Here is a 23103-nt window from a genome sequence, read left to right on the forward strand (position 1 = left end):
AACCGCGGAGCGGCCGCGTCGGGGAGTCAGGGGGAGGGATAGGTCTGAAGGCGGCCGCACATGCCGAAGCGTTGGTGCTCCGGGCGCTCCAGTCGTGACACTGCGCCGTGGCCGAGGTGGGAGAGGTCTCCGGCCTTCAGCCGTTCCAACTGACGGCCGGTCGTGACGGCAGCGGCCATGGGTCCGTCACGCCAGCGGATCCACCAGGCGTCCAGGAGCTCACGCTTCAGGCGGTGGGCTGCGACGTGGAAGTCCGGCAGCCCGCCTTCGCGCAAGGCCAGGAAACCCTCGAGTGCCAGGTCGCGGCGGCGGCGCGCTGCCACGGAATGGTCGCCGGTCAGGGCGGCCGCCTTCCGGTAGGCGTGGGGATCGGCCAGCACCGGAGCAGGGAAGGTGAAGACGGCGTCGCCCGCCTCGGGGAGTCCGCTGTTCTGCATGAGCACCATGAGGCGCAGGCCGCCGCCGTTGACGAGGCGGTGGACCGTGCCGGGGGTGAACCAGACGACGTCGCCGGGGTGCAGCGGGGTGTCGGCGAAGCCGGAGGTGGTGAGCGTCTGGACGCTGCCCGCGCCGCCGGTGACCATGTAGGCCTCGGAGCAGACGAGGTGCATGTGGGGTGTGCCGCCACACAGCCCGTCGGCGGCCTCCCAGTCGTACACGGTCAACCCGGAGATCCCCACGCCGCCGGGGAAGGGGGTCACCACGAGTGTTCCGCGATGTGGCGGGACAGGTGCCCGGCGGTCCATGCGCCGTCGGCCACGACGATCCGGTAGCGGCGCGACACGGTGTCGCCGGGGGCCAGCGGCAGTTCCTTGTCGAACGCCAGGGACGGGTTGACGGCGGGGATGGGTTCACTGCGGACGAACCAGTGGCAGGGGGCGTCGGGATCGTCCAGGAACAGGAGCGTGGAGGAGCGGTCGACCTCGTCGTGCGCGCCGATGAATGCCAGCCAGGCGCCCTGCTCGCCCATCGCGGGGCCGATCACTTCGCCGCCGGCGAACGCGCGCGGGCCGCGCCAGAACAGGCCGGAGTATCCGGCGAGCTCTCTGCCCTGCGTGCCGGGGCTGCCGAACACCAGACCGCTGTCGCGGACGTTGGTCAGCGAGGTGGTGACGTCCAGGGTCCAGAAGTCGGCCCCTACGTCGTGTGCGGTCAGCGTGCGGTGCTCGTCGATCCAGTGCTCCCCCGCCATCGTGTGCCAGGCCAGGGCTTCGGTGACCACCGCGCGGCCGTGGGCCGTTTCGGCGGACAGGGCGAGGCTGTGCATCGTGCCGAGGTTCGGCAGGTCCACGTAGCCCTGGCCGCGCAGGTAGGTGCCGCCGCCCCAGAAGTTCTGCCCCGACACCCATGACGCCGTGATCTGGATGCCCTTGTGCCAGCGGTGGTCGTGCGGCCGGTACCCGGTGACCACGTCGCCGGCGAGCGTGCGCACCGGATGCAGGTAGGGCTTCGGCGCCTCGAAGGGGTCCATGGCCGCCCGGTACACGTACCGGAAGAGGTCGACGTCGCGAGCCCGGACGGTCAGCGAGTCCTCGTTCTCGAGGAGTTCGAACGTCACCGGAACACCCCCGGGCGCCCTCCGTTGAGTGAGCCGTAGAACGGGTCGGCCTCGTCGATCTCTCCGCGCCGGACCGGCAGGCCGGTGATCGCGGCCTTGTACAGGGCGGTGACCAGTTCCATGGTGGGCCTGCCGAGATCTGGCCGGGTCCCGGCCTCGTAGTCGTCCAGGAAGGCCGCGAGCTGGGCGGTGTGCGAGCTGGGCACATCGTCCGGCAGCTCCCACTTCACGCCCGGCGACCTTGTGGTGAAGGTCCAGTCCGCGTTGGAGTAGCCGTACAGGTGCCGCAGCTCGACCGTGGCGTCGGTGAGATCGAAGCGCAGGTAGCTCTCCTCGCGCGGGGAAAGGACGCTGTTGAGGACCGTCGCGATGGCTCCGTTGTCGAACCGGACCAGGGCTGCGGACACGTCCTCGGTCTGGACGTCGCGATCGAGGCGGCCGGCCATCGCGCGTACCTCGGCCCATTCGCCGAGCACCCCGAGCATCAGGTCCATCTGGTGGATGCCGTGGCCCAGCGTCGGGCCACCGCCCTCGCTCTCCCAGGTGCCGCGCCAGGGCACGTCGTAGTAGGCGTCGTCGCGGTACCACGCCGTGACGCACTGCGCGACGAGCGGGCGGCCCAGGGTCCCGGCCGTGATCCGGTCGCGCAGGTACCGGGACCCCGAGCCGTACCTGTGCTGGAACACCGAGCCCGCGCGGGCGGGCCCTTCGGCGCGACGGATCCGGTCGAGGTCGGCCAGCGACAGGGCCACCGGCTTCTCGCACCACACCCACACCTGCGACTCCAGGCAGGCAACGGCCTGTTCGGCGTGCAGGAACGGAGGCGTGCACAGGTGCACGAGGTCCGGGCTCTGCTCCCCCAGCATCGTGTGCAGGTCGGTGTAGACCGTGGGGATGCGGTGTTCGGCCGCGAACTCCTCTGCGCGCCCGGCGTCCACGTCGACGGCTGCCACGATCTGGGCCCGGTGCGCCTGCGCCCGGAGGGCGGGTATGTGGCAGACGCCCGCGATCCCGCCCGTTCCGACGATCGCCGTCCTGATCATCCGCCCAGCACCTTCCTGATCGAGTGATAGGCGGGCTTGGGCATCAGGTTCTCGTCGTAGGGCAGCGCCGCGCCCTCACCGGGGAAGACGGAGGGGATCCACGAGTACTTGTCCGTGTAGTCCCAGATGGTGACGCCGACGCACTTCTTGACCGCCAGGCAGGCCTTGACGTAGTCGGCGTACCAGGTGGCCTGGGTGGCGAGCTTTTCCGGGGTCGCGGGGAGGTTCATCCGGATGTCGAGCTCGGTGATCGCGACCTCGACCCCGAGGTCGGCGAAGCGCTGCATGTTCTGCTGGACGTCGCCGGGGAAGCCGTACTGGAGCGCCAGGTGGCCCTGGATGCCGAAGCCCTCCACCGGGACCCCGTCGGCCTTCAACTGCTTGATCAGGGTGTAGTAGGCGTCGCTCTTGGGGCCTGTGCCGTCGACGTTGTAGTCGTTGAGGTACAGCTTGGCGTGCCGGTCGGCCTCGTGGGCCCAGCGCAGGGCGTCGGCGATGTAGCCGGGGCCGAGCGTCTTGTAGAAGAGCGATTCGCGGTAGGTGCCGTCCTCGTTGAAGGCCTCGTTGACGACGTCCCAGTGGATCACCTGGCCCTTGAAGTGCCGGACCTCCGTCTGGATGTGGTTCTTGAGGATGGCACGCAGCTCGTCGGCGCTCCAGGTGCCCTCGGTGAGCCATGCGGGGAGCTGGTTGTGCCAGACGAGGGTGTGGCCGCGGACCTTCTGGTGGTGGGCCTTGGCGAACGCGACGACCTCGTCGGCGTCGGTGAAGTCGAAGACGCCTCGCTCGGGCTCGGTGGCGTACCACTTCATGGCGTTGCCGGGGGTGGTCTGGCCGAATTCGCTGCCGAGGAGCTTCAGGTAGGCGGCGTCGGTGAACTCGGGGTTGTCGGTGGCGGAGCCGAAGTACTTGTGGTGCTTCTTGGCCAGTTCGCCGAGCGTCCGGGGACGGGGCTCGGCGGCTGCGGGCGCTGCGGCGAGACCGGCCGAGAGGCAGATGGCGGCGGACAGGGCGGTGAGAATCCGGGACAGGGGAACGGAGATGTGACGGGACATGGCGGGTTGCTCCTCGGGGTGCGGGCGGTTCAGTCGAGGACGATCGTGGTCAGCGCGCGCGGGGCGAGCGTCGCCGTGAGGGTCGTGCCGTGCGTGGAGACGATGTCGGCCGGGGTGATCGAGCGGGTCCCGTCGGTGACGTAGCCGTCGGGGTGCCGGTCGTGCCCGCCGCGAAGGGAGAACTCGGTGGAGCTTTCGGTGGTCGCAGTGTTGAGGATTTCGATCACGCGGCTGCCGTCGGTGTTACGGAAGGCCGTGATCCGCAGTGCCGGGTCGGCGTTCGTGACCGGCACGCGGACGGCGCCGGGTCGGATGAAGCGGCTGAAGGCGGCCAGGGCCCAGTACCGCTTGGACACCCGGTAGTCGTCACCGGGGTTGGCGAGCTGGATGAGTCCCCGGGTCGCGCCGAGGGACGCACCGGTCCAGTAGACGTAGGCACTGGCGTTGCCGACGGTCAGGGTGTTCTGGATGTCGGCGGCGACGGCGAGACCGTCGTAGCCGCTGCCGTCGTCCCAGTTCTCGTTCCAGGTGGCGCCGTCCGGAGACCATTCCGACATCCACACGCGCTTGTCGGTCGGCTGCGGGACCGTGGTCGGACCGCTGTAGCGGTGGCCGGTGACGGTCCGCACGTACTTGCCGGCGGCGGGGTCCGCCTCGATGGCCTCGGTGTAGGCGACCTGCCGGTCCCAGCCCGCGGCGTCGCAGCAGACCAGCTCGGTCTTCAGTCCGGATGCGCGGACGGTCGGCCCGAGCACCTTGAGGAAGTCGACGGCCTGTTGCGGGGTGAACCGCATCGAGGCGTACGTGGCCGTCCAGTCGGGTTCGTTGGTGAATCCCAGGTCGGTGATCCCGATGCCTTCCTGACGGTAGAACTTCGCGTACTGCACGAGGTAGTTCGCGTAGGCCTGGCGCCATTCGGGCCGCAGCTCGCCGCCGTTGTTCTCGCTCCCGTTGGCCTTCATGAAGGCCGGGGCACTCCAGGCGTCGGCGTAGAACCGTTTGACGCCGTAGGCCTTGGCCTCCTTGGCGAGCCAGACCTGGCCGCCGTCCCAGCCGTCCCAGAAGTACTGCGGTGTGGCGTCCGGCCCGCCGGGATCGGCCGGCAGGATCGTCGGCATGTGGTCATAGACCCTGTCGGTCGACGACCCGATGCCCAGGCGCAGGATCGAAAGGCCCGCACCCTTGTCCTTGCTGAGCAGCAGGTCGAGTACTTCGCGCTGCTTGGCCGGGCTGAGGCCGCGCGCGCCGTGCAGCAGGTCGGCCCGCTGGAAGGCCATCGAGAAGCCGAATCCGTCGATGGGCTGGAGCGCTGTGCGGAAGTCGATGCCGTTTCGCGCGGGGGCGGCCGCGGCCTGCGATGTTAGCGCTAACAAAATTGGGACTGCCAATGCGATCAGACGTTTCACGATGTCTCCTCGGGGGTGGAGGTCGTGCGGGACGGGTCAGCCCTTGGTGGCACCCGCGGTGAGGCCACCGATCAACTGCCGCTCGGCGACGGCGTAGAACGCGAGGGCGGGGACCATGGCGAGCACGATGTAGGCGAGGACGAGCGCGTAGTCGGTCGAGTACTGGCCCTGGAACTGCTGGACTCCGACCGGAATGGTCTGCCATTTCGGGTCGTTGAACACCAGCAGCGGCAGGAAGAAGTTGTTCCAGCTCGCGACGATCGCCAGCACCGACACCGTGCCGAGCGCCGGACGCGCCATCGGCAGCAGGATCTTCCAGAAGAAGCGGAACTTGCCGCAGCCGTCCATGATGGCCGCCTCCTCGACCTCCGCCGGGATGGTCCGGAAGAAGCCGCGCAGGATGATGATCGTCATGGGGAGCCCGAAGGCCGCCTGCGGGAGGATCACTCCGAGCGGGTTGTCGAGCAGGTCGAAGTTGCGCAGCAGCAGGAACAACGGCAGGACGGCCACGGCGAACGGGAACATGAGCCCGATCGTGAACAGCGTGTAGAACAGCTCCCTGCCCCGGAAGGCGTAGCGGGCCAGCACGAACGCCGCCATCGCGGAGGCAGCCACCGTGCAGCACGTGGTGCCGATCGCGATGCCCGCGCTGTTGGCGATCTGCCGCCAGAACATTCCGTCGCCGAGAATGCCGGTGTAGTTGCCGGTCTTCCAGTGTTCGGGCAGCCCGAACGGGTTGGTCGTCAGCTCGCCGGTGCTCTTGAACCCGGAGATCACCGCGTAGACCAGCGGCACGACGACGAATGCGCCGATCAGCCAGACCACGGCGTGCAGCGACAGGCCTCGTGCCGTCCTGCGTGCGTTCATCGGCCACCTCCCGAGGTGACGGCCCCGCTCAGGTCACGGCGGAGCACGTAGCGCTGGTAGAAGAGGGAGAAGACCAGGCTGATCATGAACAGCACCACGCTGATCGCACTGGCATAGCCGACCTGGTAGCGCTTGAACCCGAACTGGAACATCGAGATCGCCATCGTCTCGGAGAAGTGGTTGGGCCCGCCCGCCGTCATGACCCACACCAGGTCGAAGAGTTGGATGGCCCCGATGATCGAAAGGAAGGCGCTGATCCGGATCGTCGGGCCGAGCAGCGGCAGCGTCACGTGCCGGAAGCGCTGCCATGCGCCCGCGCCGTCGATGGAGGCGGCCTCGAGGATCTCGCTCGGGATGCCCTGCAGTCCGGCGAGGAAGAGCATCATGTGGAAGCCGAAGTACTTCCAGGTCATGACCACGAACAGGGTCGGCATGACCGTCGAGGGATCGGCGAGCCACTTCCCCTGCAGCCCCTCCAGGCCGAGGGCGCCGGCGAGATGGTCCGCCATGCCCGCACCGGGAAGGAAGATCATCGTGAAGAGGACCGCCGTGACCACCTCGGACAGGACGTACGGCGCGAAGAACAGCATCCGGTAGACGGCCCGGCCGCGCAGCCGCTGGTTGAGCAGGACCGCGGTGAACAGCGCGAACGGCAACTGCACCGTGATCGACAGGGCGATCAGGTACAGCCCGCGCTTCAGATCGCCGAGGAAGACCTGATCTCGCAAGAGCGCGGCGTAGTTCTCGAAGCCGATGAAGTCGTCCAGGGGGCCGATCCCGCCCCACTTGAAGAAGCCGGTGTAGACGGCGACGACGATCGGGGCGAGGACGAAGACGAGGAAGAGGACCAGAGCCGGGACGAGGAACCAGGCGACCGACGCCCAGCTTCCCAATCCGCGCAGGAGCGACCGTGGCGGGGCGTGCGGGCGCGCCGGCACGGCGTCCTTCGTACGCTCCTTGGTCAGGGTGGACACGGAGCTAGGCACCCTTCGCAGCCTCGGTGATCGACTTGGTGACCTGCTCGGGCGTCTTCTTGCCCGCGATGAGGTCGGCGACGCTGTCGTTGACCTCCTGGCCCACCGCAGGCGGGTAGGCCTGGTCGAGGAAGAGCTGGAAGCCCGTCGCCTTGACCAGGCTGTCGGCCACCACTTTTCTGTTGGGCTCGGTGAGCTGGCTCTCCGCGCCCTTGACCACCGGCAGGTAGCCGTTGGAGGCCAGCAGCTTGGACTCGTTCTCCAGCACGAAGAACTTCAGGAAGTCCAGCGCCTCCTTCGGGGCGCCCTTGCGCAGCGCGAAGCCGCCGCCACCGCCGAACACCTCGGTGGCCCGGCCGACGCCGCCGTCGACCGTCGGGAAGGGGAAGAAGCCCAGGTCCGCTCCGAGGTCCGCGCCCGCGTCCTTCTGCACCGACGGTGCCCACTGCCCCATCAGCTCCATGGCGGCCTTGCCGTTGCCCATGGTCGCGGCCTGGCCGCCGGGGGTGGAGTAGCCGGCGCCGAGGAAGCCCGTCTGGAACGGCTGGAGGTCGACCAGTTCCTTGAGGTGGGTGCCCGCCTGGACGAAGCCCGCGCCGGTGAAGTCCTTGGTGGTCGCCGCCTGCTCCAGCGCGGGGAGGCCTGCGACGCGCATCGCGAGGTAGGCCCAGTAGTAGTGGCCCGGCCACTTCTCCTTGCCCGCGAGCGCGATCGGAGTGACGCCCGCCGCCTTGAGCTTCTTGACGTCTTCGAGGAACTCGGCCCAGGTGGCCGGCGGAGCGGTGATCCCGGCCTCGGCGAAGAGCTTCTTGTTGTACCAGAAGCCGACCATGCCGACGTCGTAGGGCACCCCGTAGGTCCGGCCCTCGAACTGATAGGCCTGCAACGAGACCGGGGTGAGGTCGGACGACCAGCCGAACGCCTCGGTGAGGTCCTCGACCAGCCCCGCGTCGACCTGCTGCCGCAGAACGCCGCCGCCCCAGGTCTGGAAGACGTCGGGGAGCTTGCCCGATGAAGTGTTGGCGGTCAGCTTGGACTTGAACGCCTCGTTCTCCAACGAGGTCGTCCTGATCGTGATGTTCGGGTGAGCGGTCGTGAACGCCTCGGAGATCTGCGGGAACAGGGACTTGCCCGGTTCCGTCGTGGCGATGTTCCACCACGCGAAGGCCACCTTCCCGTCGGCCGCCGACCCCGAGCCGGAGCCCCCTCCGCCGCAGGCCGCGGTGAGCGAGACGGACAGAGCGGTCAGGCCCGAGAGCGCGAGGAAGCTTCGTCGACTCGGGGGTGTGCTGGCCATGGGACCTCCGGGGTGGTGAATGCGGGCTCGGTTCGAAAATGTTTCGTAACTTCCTCGAATTCGTGCTGCCACAAACTAGGAACGTGAAGCCGCCCGGTCAAGCTTTCTCACCGAATTCCCTTCAGCAGCAGCCCTCTTGTGGCTTGACAACCAAGTCTCGCCGACCGGAAACTCTTCGAAAGTTTGCGATACCTGTCGCCAACCCAAAGGGTCCGCACGGAGGAGAGAAGTTGAGCGAGCAGCGCCCGACCCTGGCCGTCATCGCCGCTGAGGCGGGGGTCTCCCAGGCCACCGTGTCCAAGGTGGTCAACGGCCGCTCCGACGTCGCACCCGCGACACGCGAACGGATCGAGAGCCTGCTGCGCTCCCACAACTACCTCCACCCCGGCGCGCAGGCCAGGGCACGCAGGTCCGGCCTGGTCGACCTGATCATCGGCGGTCTGGACAGCGCGTGGGCCGTGGAGATACTGCGCGGCGTCGAAGCCGAGTGCGCCCAGCGGAGCGTCGGCACCGTCGTATCGCTCGTCCCACCGGGCGAGGCCACGCCTTCGAGTTGGGCCGCGCTGCCGGTCCTGCACCACAGCGACGGCGTCATCCTCGTCACCGCCTCGGTCACCCAGGCCCAGCGCGCCCAGGTCGAACAGGCCGGGGTGGCACTCGTCGTCATCGACCCGATCGACCTGCCGGGCAACGGCGTCCCGAGCATCGGCGCGACCAACTGGGCCGGCGGCCTCGCCGCCACGGAACACCTGCTGGAGCTGGGGCACCGCCGGATCGCCGCGATCGGCGGGCGCAAGGAGATGCTCTGCAGCCAGGCCCGCATCGACGGGTACCGCGCCGCGCTGGAGCGGGCCGGGATCGAGGTCGACCGCGACCTGATCCGGTTCGGCGACTTCCAGCACGAGGGCGGGTTCCAGCGCGCCCGGGAACTGCTCGCCCTCCCCGAGCCGCCGACCGCCGTCTTCGCCGGCAGCGACCAGCAGGCGATGGGCGTCTACGAAGCCGCCCGGCAGGGCGGACTGAGCATCCCGCAGGACCTCAGCGTGGTCGGCTTCGACGACCTGCCGATGTGCGAATGGCTGTCCCCGCCGCTGACGACGGTGCGTCAGCCGCTGGAGGAGATGGGCCGGCTCGCCGCCCGCACCCTCTTCCAGCTCCTGGACGGCCAACCCCTGGTCAGCCCCCGGATGGAGCTCTCGACCGAGCTCAAGGTCCGGCTCTCCACCGCCCCGCCCCGTTCCTAGGAGAACTCCTTGACCGAGCCCTGGCGTGACCCCCTCATGCCCGCGTCCGCACGAGTCGCCGATCTGCTGAAACGGATGACGCTGGAGGAGAAGGCGGGTCAGCTCGCCGGCTTCTGGGCGCTGCCCTCGGATCCGGGCGCACCCGTCGCGCCGATGGAGGACGATTCCGGCGAGTCCGCGCCCGGCCTCGACGACATCGTCGCCCACGGCCTCGGCCAGCTCACCCGGGTGTACGGAACCGCGCCGATCACCGCGGAAGCCGGGATGGAGCGGCTCGCCTCGCTCCAGCGGCAGGTGACCGGAGCCGGCCGGTTCGGGATACCGGCGGTCGCTCACGAGGAGTGCCTGACCGGGTTCATGACGTTCGGAGCGACGGTCTTCCCCGGGCCACTGGCCTGGGGCGCCTCCTTCGATCCCGGACTCGTGCGGCAGATGGCCGCCGCCATCGGCGCGGGGATGCGGCGGGTCGGCGTCCACCAGGGGCTGGCTCCGGTGCTCGACGTGGTCCGCGACTACCGGTGGGGCAGGACCGAGGAGTGCATAGGCGAGGACCCCTATCTCGTCGGTGCGATCGGCACCGCCTACGTGCAGGGCTTGGAGGGCGCCGGGATCGTGGCGACGCTCAAGCACTTCGCCGGGTACTCGGCCTCGCGCGGCGGCCGGAACATGGCCCCCGTCGCCTCGGGACCGCGCGAGTTCGCCGACGTACTGGTCGAGCCCTTCGTACGGGCCCTGCGCGAGGGGGGCGCCCGGTCGGTGATGAACAGTTACACCGACGTGGACGGCGTTCCGGTGGCCGCCGACGAACGGCTGCTGACCGAACTGCTCCGGGGCGAGCTGGGGTTCAGCGGAGTGGTCGTCGCCGACTACTACGCCGTCTCCTTCCTGGAGACCCGGCACGGTGTCACCGGATCGCGGGGCGCGGCCGGCGCGCTGGCGCTGACCGCCGGAATCGACGTCGAGCTGCCCACGGCCCGGTGCTACGGCGAGCCGCTGACCGCACTCGTGCGGGCGGGAAGCGTGCCCGAGGAGCTCATCGACCGGGCCGCGGAACGGGTCCTGCTCCAGAAGGCCGAGCTCGGCCTGCTCGACCCCGCCTGGGAACCCGTCAAGCCCGAGCCGGTCGACCTCGACCCGCCGGAGAACCGGGCACTGGCCAGGCTCCTGGCCGAACGGTCCACCGTACTGCTCGCCAACGACGGCATCCTGCCGCTCAGGCCGTGCCGGGTCGCGATCAGCGGGCCTTACGTCGACGACCCCCAGTCCTTCCTCGGCTGCTACTCCTTCCCCAACCACGTGGCGCTGCCCGGCGACCTCGGGCTGAAGATCCCGACGCTCGGCGAGGCGCTCACCGCTGCCGGGTTCACGGTCACCGCGGACGATCCGGACGTGAACCTGCTCGTGCTCGGGGACCGGGCCGGCATGTTCGGCCGGGGCACCTCCGGAGAGGGCTGCGACGCCGAGACCCTCGACCTGCCAGGCGATCAGGCCGCGCTCGCCTCCGCCGTTCTGGACTCGGAGGTGCCGACCGTCCTGGTCCTCGTATCCGGACGGCCCTATGCGCTCGGCACGCTCGCCGAGCGCGCATCGGCCGTGGTCCAGGCCTTCCTCCCCGGTGAGGAGGGCGGGACGGCGCTGGCCCGGATCATCAGCGGTGCCGCGGAACCGTCCGGGCGGCTGCCCGTCTCCATCCCCCGCCAGGTCGGCGGCCAGCCCGGCACCTACCTGCACGCCAGGCTCGGCGGGCACACCGACTGGAGCTCGGTGGACCCGACCCCGCTGTTCCCGTTCGGACACGGGCTGAGCTGGACCAGCTTCACCTGCTCGGAGCTCTCCGTGGATCCCGTCGCCGCGACGGACGGGGCCGTCGCCGTTTCGGTCACCGTACGCAACGTCGGCGAGGTGGCCGGGACCGAAGTGGTCCAGCTGTACCTCTCCGACCCCGTGGCGTCCGTCGTCCGGCCGCAGCGGTGGCTCGCCGGATTCGCCAGGGTCGAACTGCGGCCGGGCGCGGCCTCCCGTATCACCTTCTCGGTCCATGCCGACCGGACCTCCTTCACCGGGCTCGACCTGCGCAGAAGAGTGGAGCCCGGGGAGATCGGCGTGGCCGTGGGACGGTCCAGCGGCGACCTTCCGCTCCAGGGCTCCTTCACTCTGGAGGGCCCCGTACGTCACCCTGCGGCCGACCGGGTGCTGTCCGTTCCGGTCGAGATCGTCCCGGCTCCATGACCAGCTACTTCGGTGATCCCGTACTGCCCGGGTTCCGGCCCGACCCGTCCGTCTGCCGGGTGGGATCGGACTACTACCTGGTGACGTCCAGCTTCGAATGGTTCCCGGGCCTTCCCGTGTTCCACAGCCGTGACCTCGTGAACTGGCGGCGCATCGGCTCCGCGCTCGACCGGGCGTCCCAGCTCGACCTCGACGGGTGCGAGCCCTCTCGGGGTCTGTTCGCGCCGACGATCCGGCACCATGACGGGGTCTTCCACCTCGTCTGCACGCTGATGGACGGCCCGGGTCATTTCGTCGTCACCGCGACCGACCCGGCGGGGCCGTGGTCGGAGCCCCACTGGTTGGAGGGCGAGGGCTTCGACCCGTCGCTGTTCTTCGACGACGGGCCGGACGACGGCGATGGGCACGGGGACGGCGAGGGCGAGGGCGAGGGCGACGGCCGGGCCTGGTTCACGGCCGCACGAGTCGTGGACGAAGCCGCGGGCCGCACCGAGATCTGGATGCGCGAATACCTTCCCCGGGAACGACGGCTGACGGGACCCGAGCACGTCCTGTGGTCGGGGAGCCACCCCGGCGCCCGATGGTCGGAAGCCCCGCACCTCTACAGGACCGGCGGCAGCTATCTACTGGTCACCGCCGAGGGCGGCACCGATGTGGACCACAGCGTGGTGGCCGCCCGCGCCGACCGCGTGACCGGCCCCTACGAGGGCGCCCCCGGCAATCCGGTGCTACCGCCCGCCAAGGGTCCGGTCACCTGCACCGGGCACGCCGACCTCGTCCAAACCCCGAACGGCGACTGGCGGGCCGTCCTCCTGGGCGTCCGCCCCGGCTCCGCCCTCGGCCGCGAGACCTTCCTCAGCCGGATCACCTGGGACGCGGGCTGGCCGGTCTTCTCCCCCGTCGTCCACACCGACCTCCGTCGCCCCGTCCACGACGACTTCGCGACGCTCGGCGCTGACTGGAGCAGCCTGCGCACACCGCCGGATCGGTTCTGGACCACCGGCGAGGGGCTCCGCCTCCAGCTCCGCCCCGAACGCCTCGGCGAACGCACCACCCCGTCCCTCCTGGCCCGCCCCCAGGAACAGCCCGACTGCGACGTCTCCACCGAACTGCACTTCACCCCCACCGCGCCGGAGGAACAGGCGGGCCTCGCCGTACTCCTCGACGACGACACCCATCTCCTCTTCCTCCGTACCGCGGAAGGACTCAGCCTCCGCCGCGGGGCCGAGGTCCTGGCCGGCGCTCGCGTCCCCCCGGGCCCCGTTCGCCTGGGGGTCCGCATCCGCGGCTTCAGCCACACCTTCGCCCACGCGGCACCCGAAGGAGCCTGGCAGGACCTGACCACCGTCGAAGCCACCTTCCTCACCCCGCTGTTCACCAGCATCCAGCTCGGCCTGTACGCCACCTCCAACGGCCGTCCTTCCACCAACCAAGCCCACTTCACGTGGTTCGACATCAGTTGCCCGAGCCCGCAGGAACCGCCGGGCAGGAGCTGACGTCGCTGATGCCGCGGGCAGGTGGCGGTCAGCGTCCGCCACCTGCCCGCTCGCACCTCACTTCCCCGTGTGGTGGCGCGCGGAACGGCCTTGTCGCCGCCGCCCGTTGTATTGACACGTCAATTGTGAGCGTTAACACTCGTGCGCAGCAGGCAGCTGCCGCACCGACCTCGCAGCCACCAGTCGAGGTCCGACAGCCTTGTGCGCGGCACCCTCATTCCTCACGGACCATGGAGTTCGCCATGCCGGTTCCGCCCTTCAGCCGACGTGCCATGATCAAGGCGACCGGCGTCGCGGCCGTGGCCGCGGCTGTCGGCCCCGTGCTGAACACTGTCTCCGCGGCGGCGCAGACGCCCGCGGTCAGATCCGACGTCGGAGTGTCGGCGTTCCCGTTCGACCTGGGTCAGGTCCGGCTCACCAGCAGCCGCTGGCTCGACAATCAGAACCGCACCCTGGCCTATCTCCGCTTCATCGACGTCGACCGCCTGCTGTACAACTTCCGCTCCAACCACCGGCTCTCCACCAACACCGCCGCCCCGACCGGAGGATGGGACGACCCGGCGTTCCCCTTCCGCACCCACGTGCAGGGCCACTTCCTCACCGCATGGGCCCAGGCTTACGCCGCGGTCGGGGACACCACCTGCCGCGACAAGGCCGACCGCATGGTGGCCGAACTCGCCAAGTGCCAGGCCAACAACTCCACCGCGGGCTTCTCCGCCGGCTACCTGTCGGGCTTCCCCGAGGCCGACTTCACCAGGCTTGAAGCAGGCACGCTGAACAACGGGAACGTCCCGTACTACTGCGTCCACAAGACCATGGCCGGTCTGCTCGACGTGTGGCGCCTCATCGGTAACACGCAGGCCCGCGACGTGCTCCTCGCGCTCGCCGGCTGGGTCGACCGGCGCACCGCCGCGCTCAGCCGCAGCACGATGCAGTCGTTGATGGGCGTCGAGTTCGGCGGCATGAACGAGGTGTTGGCCGACCTCCACCAACGGACCGGCGACGCACGCTGGCTGACGACCGCCCAGCGGTTCGACCATGCGGCGGTCTTCGACCCCCTCGCCGCGAACCTGGACCAGTTGAACGGTCTGCACGCCAACACGCAGGTGCCCAAGTGGATCGGAGCCGTCCGCGAGTACAAGGCAACCGGGACGACCCGCTACCTCGACATCGCCGCCAACGCGTGGACGATCTGCACCACCTCGCACACCTACGCCATCGGCGGTAACAGCCAGGCGGAACACTTCCGGGCCCCGAACGCCATCTCCGGCTTCCTCGTCGCAGACACCTGCGAGCTCTGCAACTCCTACAACATGCTCAAGCTGACCCGAGAACTGTGGCAGCTGGACCCCGGCCGGGCGTCGTACTTCGACTTCTACGAGAAGGCGCTGCTCAACCACGTCATCGGCGCCCAGAACCCGGCCGACCCGCACGGACACATCACCTACTTCACCCCCCTCAACCCGGGCGGCCGCCGCGGCAGGGGCCCGGCGTGGGGCGGCGGCACCTGGAGCAACGATTACGACACGTTCTGGTGCTGCCAGGGAACGGGCGTCGAGTCCAACACCAAGCTGATGGACTCCATCTACTTCCACGACGGCAGCACCACCCTCACCGTGAACCTGTTCCTCCCCTCCGTCCTGGACTGGACCCAGCGAGGCATCACCGTCACCCAGACCACCTCCTATCCGGCCGTCGACACCACGACGCTCAAGGTCACCGGCGGCGTCGGCGGGACCTGGTCGATGCGCGTGCGCATCCCCGGATGGACTTCGGGCGCCACCGTCAGTGTCAACGGCGTCGCCCAGACCGTCGCGGCCGGTCCGGGCACCTACGCCACGCTCACCCGGTCCTGGGCCTCCGGCGACATCGTCACCGTGAAGCTCCCCATGCGCGTGGCCCTCCAGGCCGCCAACGACAACCCCGGTGTCGCGGCGATCGCCTACGGCCCCGTCATCCTCGCCGGCAACTACGGCAGCACCACGCTGCCCTCCCTCCCGGCCCTGGACCCCTCCTCGATCACCCGAACCAGCAGCACCGTGCTCGCCTTCACGGCCACCGCCAACGGCGCGAAGGTCGACCTCGGCCCCTTCCACGACGCCCAGGGTTTCAACTACACCGTCTACTGGCGGACCGACAGTCCCGGCTTCCGTCTCGTCAACGCGGCCAGCGGACTCGTCCTCGGCATCCGGGACATGTCCACCGCCGACGGGGGCCTCGCTCTGCAGTGGACCGACTCCGGCACCGCCGACCACGACTGGATCCTCCTCCTCGACGGCACCGCACTGCGGCTGCGCAACCTCCACAGCGGAAAGGTCCTCGGCGTGAAGGACATGTCCACCGCCGACAACGCCCCGATCCTCCAGTGGGCCGACACGGGCACCGCCGACCACCGGTGGACCGTCGTCGACGCCGGCAACGGCTTTCACAAGCTTCAGAACGTCCACACCGGTAAGCTGCTGGGCATCGAAGGCGGTTCCACCGCCAACGGCGCCGGAGCCGTACAGGTGCCCGACGCCGGAGTCCCCTCCAGCCAGTGGCAGTTCGTCCCCGACGGCGCCAGGCGCATCCAGAACGTCGCCAGCGGGCGGGTCCTGGGTGTGCGGGACATGTCCACCGCCGACGGCGGCCTCGCCGTCCAGTGGGACGACAACGGCACCGCCGACCATCTCTGGACGGCCGTCGTCGACACCGGCGGCCACCTGCGGCTGCGCAACTCCCACAGCGGCAAGGTCCTCGCCGTGGAGAACGGCGGCACCGCCAACGGCGCCCGGATCGTCCAGTGGGCGGACAACGGCACCGCCGACCACCGGTGGCGCCTGCGCCACGGCGGCGGCGACGCCTTCAGGATCCAGTGCGCCAACGGCGGCCGCGTCCTCGGCGTCTCGGGTGCCTCCACCGCCCAGGGAGCACAGACCGTCCTGTGGGACGACAACGGCACCAACGACCACCTGTGGCGATTCATCTGACCCCACGCCGAGTCCCCCGATCGCCACAGGCCGCTCGCGGCGACGGGAAATCGACTTGGAGGCGCTCGCGTCGGATCGGGCCGACCCTGCCGAAAGCGCTCACCGGTCAGGCCGACGTGGGCAGATCGGGGGCGGACTCGCGCACGGTCAGGCGGGTCGGGAGGATCAACGGGCTGGGGCGGTGTCCTTCGATGGCACTGACCAGCATCCTGGCCATCTCCTGCCCCAGCGCGCGTACCGGCTGATGGACCGTGGTCAGCGGCGGGCTGGTGTGCCGGGCGCTCGCCAGGTCGTTGAAGCCGATCACCGCGACATCCTCGGGCACCCGGAGCCCCCGTTCCCGCAAGGTGCGCAGGGCGCCGATGGCCATCGCATCGGAGGCCGCGAACACCGCGTCGGGATCGGGGTGCGCCCGGAGCAGCCGCTCCATCGCCTCGGCGCCGCCCTCCTCGGTGAACTGCCCGGGCTCGACCCCGAGCAGGGGCAGGCCGGACAAGGTCAGACCGTCGGTGAACCCCTGCTCCCGCGCAACCGCGGCCCTGGCGTCCACCTGGCCGGTGATCATGACGGGGCGTCGGCGGCCCGTGCGCGCGAAGTGCTCGGCGGCCAGGCGGGCGCCGCCCCGGTTGTCGGCGTCCACGTACCACGTGGGCTCCCCGATGAGCGGGAGTCCGCCGAAGACGACGGGCAGATCGACCTCCTCGCCGAGGCGGCCCAGCGGATCGTCGCCCCGCAACGCCATCAGCATGACGCCGTCGGCCCGGCGGGAGCGCAGCAGCCGCTCGAACCGCTCCCGGCCGCGCGGGGTGTTGGCCAGCAGCAGGATCAGTTCCAGTTCGGTCTGCTCCAGCGCCTCGCTGACGCCGACGATGACCTCCGCGAAGAACGGGTCCGCGAACAGCCCCGGTTCGTCGCTGGAGACCGCCAGCACCACCGCTCCGACCCTGCGGGTCGCGAGGGCCTGCGCGGCCGGATTGGGTACGAAATCCAGCTCGCGCACCGCCCGTTGGACCGCCTCCCGCTTGGCGCGGCTGACGTGCGGGGCGTTGTTGATCACCCGGGAGGCCGCCGTGCGCGATACACCGGCGCGTGCGGCCACCTCGTCGAGAGTCGGCATGCGCTTGGGTGACGGCTCCATGGAAGAACTGCTCCTCGGGCTCACGCGGACGGCGAACAGCGGCCATGATTCCATGCATCGCCGGGCTTCGGACCTGCACACAGATGTCGTCCTGGGTCTCAATCTGGTAGCGCTTCCAACCAATGACGCCATACCGGCCGTGCCAGTACTTCCGTGTTCAACCACTTGACACACCCAGGCGACGGCCCCAATCATCCGATCAGCGCGATCCGACCCCACACCCAAAACTGGAAGCGCTTCCACTTCCCCACCCCCACCGGAGGAAGAACCATGCGCAAGTCCGTCCGAGCCGCATCCGCCCTGCTGGCCGGTGCCCTCACCGCCGCTCTCGCCCTGATCAACGCCGGCCCGGCCTACGCCGCCGACCCGACCACCATGACCAGCGGCTTCTACACCGACCCCGACAACTCCGCCCTGCGGTGGACCAACGCGAACCCCGGCGACGGGCGGGCGGCGGCGATCCGGACGTCCATCGCCAACACCCCGGCGGCCCGCTGGTTCGGCAACTGGAGCGGCGACATCGGCGCCGCCACCGGCGCCTATGTCGGCCGCGCGGACTCCTACGACAAGTTGCCGGTCCTGGTCGCGTACAACATCCCCAACCGGGACATCTGCGCCGGTCATTCCGGCGGCGGCGCCGGGAGCCGCGCCGCGTACGACGCCTGGATCGCCGCCTTCGCCAGTGGCATCGGCAGCCGCCCGGCCGTCGTCGTCCTCGAACCCGACGCGCTCGGCCACGAGAGCTGCATGACAGCTGCTCAGATCGCCGAGCGCAACGCCATGCTGAAGAACGCGATCGCCCAGTTCAATGCCAAGGCACCCAACACCTGGGTCTACCTCGACGCCGGGAACCCCGGCTGGATCGGCGCCTCGACCATGGCGCAGCAGCTCGCCGCCGCCGGGGTCAGCGGGGCGCGCGGCTTCGTGCTGAACGTCTCCAACTACTTCACCACCGACCAGAACACCTCCTACGGCAACGCGGTCAATTCCGCCCTGCGGTCCTACGGCTACACCAAGCCGTTCGTCGTCGACACCAGCCGCAACGGCAACGGCTCCAACGGCCAGTGGTGCAACCCCGCCGGCCGCCGGATCGGTACTCCCACCCAGCGCGGCGGCGGTGCGGAGATGCTGCTGTGGATCAAGATCCCCGGCGAGTCCGACGGCAACTGCGGTGTCGGGGCCGGCTCCTCGGCCGGACAGTTCCTGCCGGAGGTCGCCTACAAGATGATCTACGGCTACTGACCCGCCCTCCCCTCCCTTCAGGGCCCGGCACCCGAGCACCTCTAGCGAAGGAACCCCGTGCGTATCCCCCTGCACCGATTGGCCCTGGCAGCGAGCGCGCTCACGCTGCTCCTCGGCGCCATCGCCCCGGCCTCTGCCGATGCGAGCTCCGCGCCGGCCTCCCACACCCTTCCCCCGAACACCCGTTTCTACGTCGATCCCGACAGCGACGCGGCCCACCAAGCCGTCACCGACCTCCTCCACCGGGACTTCGAGGGCGCCAGGTCCATGGCGAAACTGGCCAGTTGGCCGGAGGCCGCCTGGTTCACCGACGGCACCCCGGAGCAGGTCGAATCCCGCGTACGCGACCTGGTACGCCGCGCCGAGCGAACCCGTACGGTTCCCGTCCTGGTGGCCTACAACATCCCGCTGCGCGACTGCTCCCAGTACTCCTCAGGCGGCGCACAGTCGGACGCCGAGTACCAGGCCTGGATCAGCGCCTTCGCCCGGGGGATCGGCCGCAGCAAGGCCGTCGTCATCCTCGAACCGGACGGGCTGGCCAACCTCCCCTCCGACTGCGGGCCCGGCAGCGACCCCACCGGCGCGATCACCACCGGGCGCTTCGCCGACCTCAACCACGCGATCGACGCCCTGGAGCGGCAGCCGAACAGCGTGGTCTACCTGGATGCCGGCAACAGCCACTGGCGCAGCGTCGGCGACATCGCGCAACGCCTCCTCCAGGCAGGTGTCACCCGTACCCAGGGCTTCTCCCTGAACGTCTCCAACTACCTGGCCACCGATCTGTCCACCCACTACGGCACCTGGGTGTCCCAGTGCCTGTGGTTCGCCACCAAGGGCCCGGACTGGGCCAAGGGGCACCCCGACTGGTGCGCGAGCCAGTACTACTCCCCCGTGGCGCCGAACGACGGGCAGCCGGGAAACGCCGTGAACGTGGACGACCCGTCCACCTGGCACTGGACCGACCTGTGGTTCCAGCAGAACGTCGGCACCCCGCCCGCGCAGGAGCTCACCCACCTCGTCGTGGACACCGGCCGCGACGGCCGGGGCGCGTGGACCCCGCCCGCAGGCAAGTACAGCGGCGACCCGCAAACCTGGTGCAACGCTCCCGGTCGCGGCATCGGTGCCCGGCCGACCGCGAACACCCGTGTCCCGCTCGTGGACGCCTACCTGTGGATCAAGACCGTCGGCCAGTCCGACGGCCAGTGCAACCGCAGCATCCCGGGCGGCACCATCGACCCGGAGTACGGCGTCGTCGATCCCGCGGCCGGGGTGTGGTGGCCGGAGCAGGCCAAGTCCCTCGTTCGGAACGCCGACCCCGTACTGGAGTTCAACACGGCCCCGCGCTGACCAGAGATGCGAGCCGACGGAAATACCCGTCCCCCAGCGATCCTCATCGAAATGTTTTCGATGAGGATCGCTCTATGAAAAGCGGCTATTGAGCTATTCAGAGGGGCGGATTCTCGAAACCCTTTCGAAACTATTGACATGTTTCCGCGGGGTTTCCAGACTGAGGCGCGAGGCGATACCCCCCGTCTGTGTCCGGGTGCCGGGTAGCGGCCTCGGATCTTTACGCCCTGCCGTGAGCGTCCTTTGTCAACGGACGCGGGGTCGTTCACGCGGATTCACCCTGCCGCGCTCCAATCCTTCCGTGATTTCTGTCCTGGAGGCTCCTTCATGCGCTCACATGCAATTCCCCCATCCACCGTCCGCCGGAAGATCGGTGTTCTTCGCACGGCGCTGGTCGCCGGCGTCCTCGGTTCGGCCGCCATGCTGGTGGCTCCGCCGGTCTCACACGCCGCCGAGAGCACGCTCGGTGGCGCGGCGGCGCAGAGCAGCCGCTACTTCGGCACCGCCGTCGCCTCGGGCAGGCTGGGCGACTCGGCGTACACGACGATCGCGGGCCGCGAGTTCAACATGGTGACGCCCGAGAACGAGATGAAGATCGACGCCACCGAACCCCAGCAGGGCCAGTTCAACTTCGCCGCAGGCGACCGCGTCTACAACTGGGCGGTGCAGAACGGCAAGCAGGTACGCGGCCACACCCTGGCCTGGCACTCGCAGCAGCCCGGCTGGATGCAGAACCTCAGCGGCAGCACGTTGCGCCAGGCGATGACCAACCACATCAACGGCGTAATGGCCCACTACAAGGGCAAGATCGTGCAGTGGGACGTCGTGAACGAGGCCTTCGCCGACGGCAGTTCGGGGGCACGGCGCGACTCCAACCTGCAGCGCACCGGCAACGACTGGATCGAGGTCGCCTTCCGCACCGCGCGCGCCGCCGACCCGGCCGCCAAGCTCTGCTACAACGACTACAACGTCGAGAACTGGACCTGGGCCAAGACCCAGGCCATGTACGCCATGGTCCGGGACTTCAAGCAGCGCGGAGTGCCGATCGACTGCGTCGGCTTCCAGGCCCACTTCAACAACGACAGCCCGTACAACAGCAATTTCCGCACCACCCTGCAGAGCTTCGCCGCCCTCGGCGTCGACGTGGCCGTCACCGAACTCGACATCCAGGGCGCCTCGGCCACGACCTACGCCAACGTGACCAACGACTGCCTGGCCGTCCCGCGCTGCCTCGGCATCACGGTCTGGGGTGTGCGCGACACCGACTCCTGGCGATCGGAGCAGACTCCGCTGCTGTTCGACGGCAACGGCAACAAGAAGCCCGCCTACACCTCCGTGCTCAACGCGCTCAACGCCGGCTCCTCCACCCCCACGCCCGGTTCCGGACAGGTCAAGGGCGTCGGTTCGGGCCGCTGCCTGGACGTGCCCGGTGCCAGCACCACCAACGGCACCCAGCTCAACCTGTGGGACTGCAACAACCGCACCAACCAGCAGTGGTCCTACACCTCCGGGGGTGAGCTCAAGGTCTACGGCGACAAGTGCCTGGACGCCGCCGGCACCGGCAACGGCACCAAGGTCCAGATCTACAGCTGCTGGGGCGGCGACAACCAGAAGTGGCGCCTCAACTCCGACGGATCCATCGTCGGAGTCCAGTCCGGCCTCTGCCTGGACGCCGCCGGCAACGGCACCGCCAACGGCACCCTGATCCAGCTCTACTCCTGCTCGGGCGGCAGCAACCAGCGGTGGACCCGCACCTGACGATCTGCCACGACGAAAGGGTGAACCGATGAAGCCCTACGGTGCGGCCTCCCCCGCCCCTCCACGAAGGCCTCGCTGGTGGTCCCGGTTGGCCGCCGTGGTGGCGGCGACGCTCGCGATCGGCATGCTCTTCGCGGTGCAGCCGGCGCCCGCCGAGGCGGCGACGGTGGACAGCAGTGCCTGGTACGTCCTGGTCAATCGCAACAGCGGCAAGGCGCTGGACGTCTACGGCGCGTCCACCGCCGACGGCGCGCGGGTCAGTCAGTGGACGCGCAACGACGGGGCCAACCAGCAGTGGCAGTTCGTGGACTCCGGCGGTGGCTTCTACCGGCTCAAGGCCCGGCATTCGGGCAGGGTTCTCGACGTGGCCGGCGCCTCGACCGCCGACGGTGCCGTGATCGCGCAGCGGGCCGACGGCAACGGGGCCAACCAGCAGTTCCGACTGGCCGACTCCGACGCGGGCCACGTCCGGCTGATCAACCGCAACAGCGGCAAGGCCGTCGAGGTGCAGGGCGCTTCCACCGCCGACGGCGGCAACGTCGTCCAGTACACCGACTGGGGCGGCGCCAACCAGCAATGGCAGATGGTCAAGCTGTCGTCCGGCGGCGGCGGATGCGGCAGCGCCCCGACGCTGGCAAGCGGTACGCACACGATCCAGAGCAGCGGCAAGAGCCGCAGCTTCATCCTCAGGGTTCCCGACAACTACTCCAACAGCCACCCCTACCGGCTGATCCTCGCGTTCCACTGGCGGGGCGGAACCGCCGGCGACGTCGCCTCGGGCGGAACGAGCGGGAACGCCTGGTCCTACTACGGCCAACAGGAACAATCCAACAACAGCGCGATCCTCGTCGCCCCCCAGGGCCTCGGCAACGGCTGGGCCAATCCGGGCGGTGAGGACGTCACCTTCGTCGACGACATGATCCGGCGGATCGAGGGCGGCCTCTGCGTCAACACGGCGCAGCGTTTCGCCACCGGTTTCAGCTGGGGCGGCGGAATGAGCCACGCACTTGCGTGCACCCGCGCGAACGTCTTCAGGGGTGTCGCGGTGATCTCCGGCGGCGAGATCAGCGGGTGCAGCGGCGGAACCCAACCCATCGCCTACTTCGGAATCCACGGCGTCGGCGACTCCGTCCTCAACATCGCGCAAGGAAGGTCCCTGCGCGACAGGTTCGTCAGCAACAACGGCTGCACGTCACAGAGCCCGCGCGAGCCCGCGCCGGGCAGCCGGACGCACATCACCACCACCTACTCGGGCTGCCGTGCCGGGTACCCGGTCCAATGGGCCGCGTTCGACGGAGGCCATTTGCCCGGCCCGGTCGACGGCTCCCCCAACGAGAGCGGCGTCACCACCTGGACCAAGGGCGAGATCTGGAGGTTCTTCGCACAGTTCCAGTGACACGCCCGCACCATGGAGGGGAGCCAGGATCATCCTGGCTCCCCTCCATCAGAGCTGAGCCAACCGAGGGCAGCCCGCCGCACC

Annotated in this window: 17 protein-coding genes; 8 read left to right on the forward strand and 9 right to left on the reverse strand. The window is 69.5% G+C overall.

The annotated features are described in order from the left end of the window. Positions 1-26 precede the first annotated feature (26 nt). The 8 genes from ACZ7GJ_RS26840 to ACZ7GJ_RS26875 form a co-directional block, all read right to left on the reverse strand. Complete coding sequence (locus tag ACZ7GJ_RS26840) at positions 27-746, reverse strand: cupin domain-containing protein (RefSeq protein ID WP_470755438.1); 720 nt, start codon at positions 744-746, stop codon at positions 27-29. Continuing rightward, a complete protein-coding gene (locus tag ACZ7GJ_RS26845; RefSeq protein ID WP_470755440.1) occupies positions 698-1558 on the reverse strand; it encodes a DUF6807 domain-containing protein in 861 nt (286 codons plus the stop codon). Before ACZ7GJ_RS26845 ends, ACZ7GJ_RS26840 begins: the two co-directional genes overlap by 49 nt. Beyond that, complete coding sequence (locus tag ACZ7GJ_RS26850; protein WP_470755444.1) at positions 1555-2601, reverse strand: Gfo/Idh/MocA family protein; 1047 nt, start codon at positions 2599-2601, stop codon at positions 1555-1557. The genes ACZ7GJ_RS26845 and ACZ7GJ_RS26850 overlap by 4 nt, the downstream gene beginning before the upstream one ends. Then, complete coding sequence (locus tag ACZ7GJ_RS26855; protein ID WP_470755448.1) at positions 2598-3656, reverse strand: glycoside hydrolase family 10 protein; 1059 nt, start codon at positions 3654-3656, stop codon at positions 2598-2600. Before ACZ7GJ_RS26855 ends, ACZ7GJ_RS26850 begins: the two co-directional genes overlap by 4 nt. Positions 3657-3685: 29 nt before the next feature. Beyond that, complete coding sequence (locus tag ACZ7GJ_RS26860) at positions 3686-5029, reverse strand: glycoside hydrolase family 30 protein (protein ID WP_470755450.1); 1344 nt, start codon at positions 5027-5029, stop codon at positions 3686-3688. A 69-nt stretch (positions 5030-5098) separates the two neighbouring features. Continuing rightward, positions 5099-5929, reverse strand: a complete 831-nt coding sequence (locus ACZ7GJ_RS26865; RefSeq protein ID WP_330300575.1) for a carbohydrate ABC transporter permease — start codon at positions 5927-5929, stop codon at positions 5099-5101. Beyond that, positions 5926-6915: a carbohydrate ABC transporter permease gene (locus ACZ7GJ_RS26870; RefSeq protein ID WP_470755452.1), complete on the reverse strand. Its 990-nt coding sequence runs from the start codon at positions 6913-6915 to the stop codon at positions 5926-5928. The genes ACZ7GJ_RS26865 and ACZ7GJ_RS26870 overlap by 4 nt, the downstream gene beginning before the upstream one ends. Further along, positions 6908-8200, reverse strand: a complete 1293-nt coding sequence (locus tag ACZ7GJ_RS26875; RefSeq protein ID WP_470755453.1) for an extracellular solute-binding protein — start codon at positions 8198-8200, stop codon at positions 6908-6910. The genes ACZ7GJ_RS26870 and ACZ7GJ_RS26875 overlap by 8 nt, the downstream gene beginning before the upstream one ends. A 230-nt stretch (positions 8201-8430) precedes the next feature. Between ACZ7GJ_RS26875 and ACZ7GJ_RS26880 the strand changes: the two genes are divergently transcribed. The 4 genes from ACZ7GJ_RS26880 to ACZ7GJ_RS26895 all read left to right on the forward strand — a co-directional run bounded on the left by ACZ7GJ_RS26880 (position 8431) and on the right by ACZ7GJ_RS26895 (position 16138). Beyond that, positions 8431-9444, forward strand: a complete 1014-nt coding sequence (locus tag ACZ7GJ_RS26880) for a LacI family DNA-binding transcriptional regulator (protein ID WP_363178598.1) — start codon at positions 8431-8433, stop codon at positions 9442-9444. A gap of 9 nt (positions 9445-9453) precedes the next feature. Further along, entirely contained in the window at positions 9454-11673 is a 2220-nt protein-coding gene (locus ACZ7GJ_RS26885; protein ID WP_470755455.1) for a glycoside hydrolase family 3 N-terminal domain-containing protein, read from the forward strand. Continuing rightward, complete coding sequence (locus ACZ7GJ_RS26890; protein ID WP_470755457.1) at positions 11670-13169, forward strand: glycoside hydrolase family 43 protein; 1500 nt, start codon at positions 11670-11672, stop codon at positions 13167-13169. The genes ACZ7GJ_RS26885 and ACZ7GJ_RS26890 overlap by 4 nt, the downstream gene beginning before the upstream one ends. Positions 13170-13411: 242 nt before the next feature. Beyond that, on the forward strand, positions 13412-16138 hold the full coding sequence (locus tag ACZ7GJ_RS26895) for a beta-L-arabinofuranosidase domain-containing protein (RefSeq protein WP_470755458.1): 2727 nt from the start codon (positions 13412-13414) through the stop codon (positions 16136-16138). A 106-nt stretch (positions 16139-16244) separates the two neighbouring features. Here ACZ7GJ_RS26895 and ACZ7GJ_RS26900 read toward each other — a convergent pair whose 3' ends face one another. Continuing rightward, positions 16245-17276: a LacI family DNA-binding transcriptional regulator gene (locus ACZ7GJ_RS26900; protein WP_470755460.1), complete on the reverse strand. Its 1032-nt coding sequence runs from the start codon at positions 17274-17276 to the stop codon at positions 16245-16247. Between the two features lie 270 nt (positions 17277-17546). On the opposite strand from ACZ7GJ_RS26900, the gene ACZ7GJ_RS26905 reads away from it, so the two are divergent. From ACZ7GJ_RS26905 to ACZ7GJ_RS26920, 4 genes are all read left to right on the forward strand, one after another. Continuing rightward, a complete protein-coding gene (locus ACZ7GJ_RS26905; protein WP_470755461.1) occupies positions 17547-18518 on the forward strand; it encodes a glycoside hydrolase family 6 protein in 972 nt (323 codons plus the stop codon). 57 nt (positions 18519-18575) lie between these two features. Beyond that, entirely contained in the window at positions 18576-19865 is a 1290-nt protein-coding gene (locus ACZ7GJ_RS26910) for a glycoside hydrolase family 6 protein (RefSeq protein WP_470755463.1), read from the forward strand. 327 nt (positions 19866-20192) lie between these two features. Beyond that, the gene (locus tag ACZ7GJ_RS26915; protein WP_470755465.1) at positions 20193-21623 is read left to right on the forward strand and encodes an endo-1,4-beta-xylanase; all 1431 of its coding nucleotides are present in this window, start codon (positions 20193-20195) and stop codon (positions 21621-21623) included. A gap of 97 nt (positions 21624-21720) precedes the next feature. Continuing rightward, on the forward strand, positions 21721-23019 hold the full coding sequence (locus ACZ7GJ_RS26920) for an RICIN domain-containing protein (RefSeq protein ID WP_470755494.1): 1299 nt from the start codon (positions 21721-21723) through the stop codon (positions 23017-23019). Positions 23020-23103 lie beyond the last annotated feature (84 nt).

It is taken from the genome of Streptomyces sp. NPDC037242, from assembly GCF_055604165.1.

Bases quoted from the DNA above. Each gene is read 5' to 3' on its own strand.
- ACZ7GJ_RS26840 (WP_470755438.1), bottom strand. From the start codon at position 746: ATGGACCGCCGGGCACCTGTCCCGCCACATCGCGGAACACTCGTGGTG.
- ACZ7GJ_RS26850 (WP_470755444.1), bottom strand. From the start codon at position 2,601: ATGATCAGGACGGCGATCGTCGGAACGGGCGGGATCGCGGGCGTCTGC.
- ACZ7GJ_RS26855 (WP_470755448.1), bottom strand. From the start codon at position 3,656: ATGTCCCGTCACATCTCCGTTCCCCTGTCCCGGATTCTCACCGCCCTG.
- ACZ7GJ_RS26865 (WP_330300575.1), bottom strand. From the start codon at position 5,929: ATGAACGCACGCAGGACGGCACGAGGCCTGTCGCTGCACGCCGTGGTC.
- ACZ7GJ_RS26875 (WP_470755453.1), bottom strand. From the start codon at position 8,200: ATGGCCAGCACACCCCCGAGTCGACGAAGCTTCCTCGCGCTCTCGGGC.
- ACZ7GJ_RS26890 (WP_470755457.1), top strand. From the start codon at position 11,670: ATGACCAGCTACTTCGGTGATCCCGTACTGCCCGGGTTCCGGCCCGAC.
- ACZ7GJ_RS26895 (WP_470755458.1), top strand. From the start codon at position 13,412: ATGCCGGTTCCGCCCTTCAGCCGACGTGCCATGATCAAGGCGACCGGC.
- ACZ7GJ_RS26900 (WP_470755460.1), bottom strand. From the start codon at position 17,276: ATGGAGCCGTCACCCAAGCGCATGCCGACTCTCGACGAGGTGGCCGCA.
- ACZ7GJ_RS26905 (WP_470755461.1), top strand. From the start codon at position 17,547: ATGCGCAAGTCCGTCCGAGCCGCATCCGCCCTGCTGGCCGGTGCCCTC.
- ACZ7GJ_RS26915 (WP_470755465.1), top strand. From the start codon at position 20,193: ATGCGCTCACATGCAATTCCCCCATCCACCGTCCGCCGGAAGATCGGT.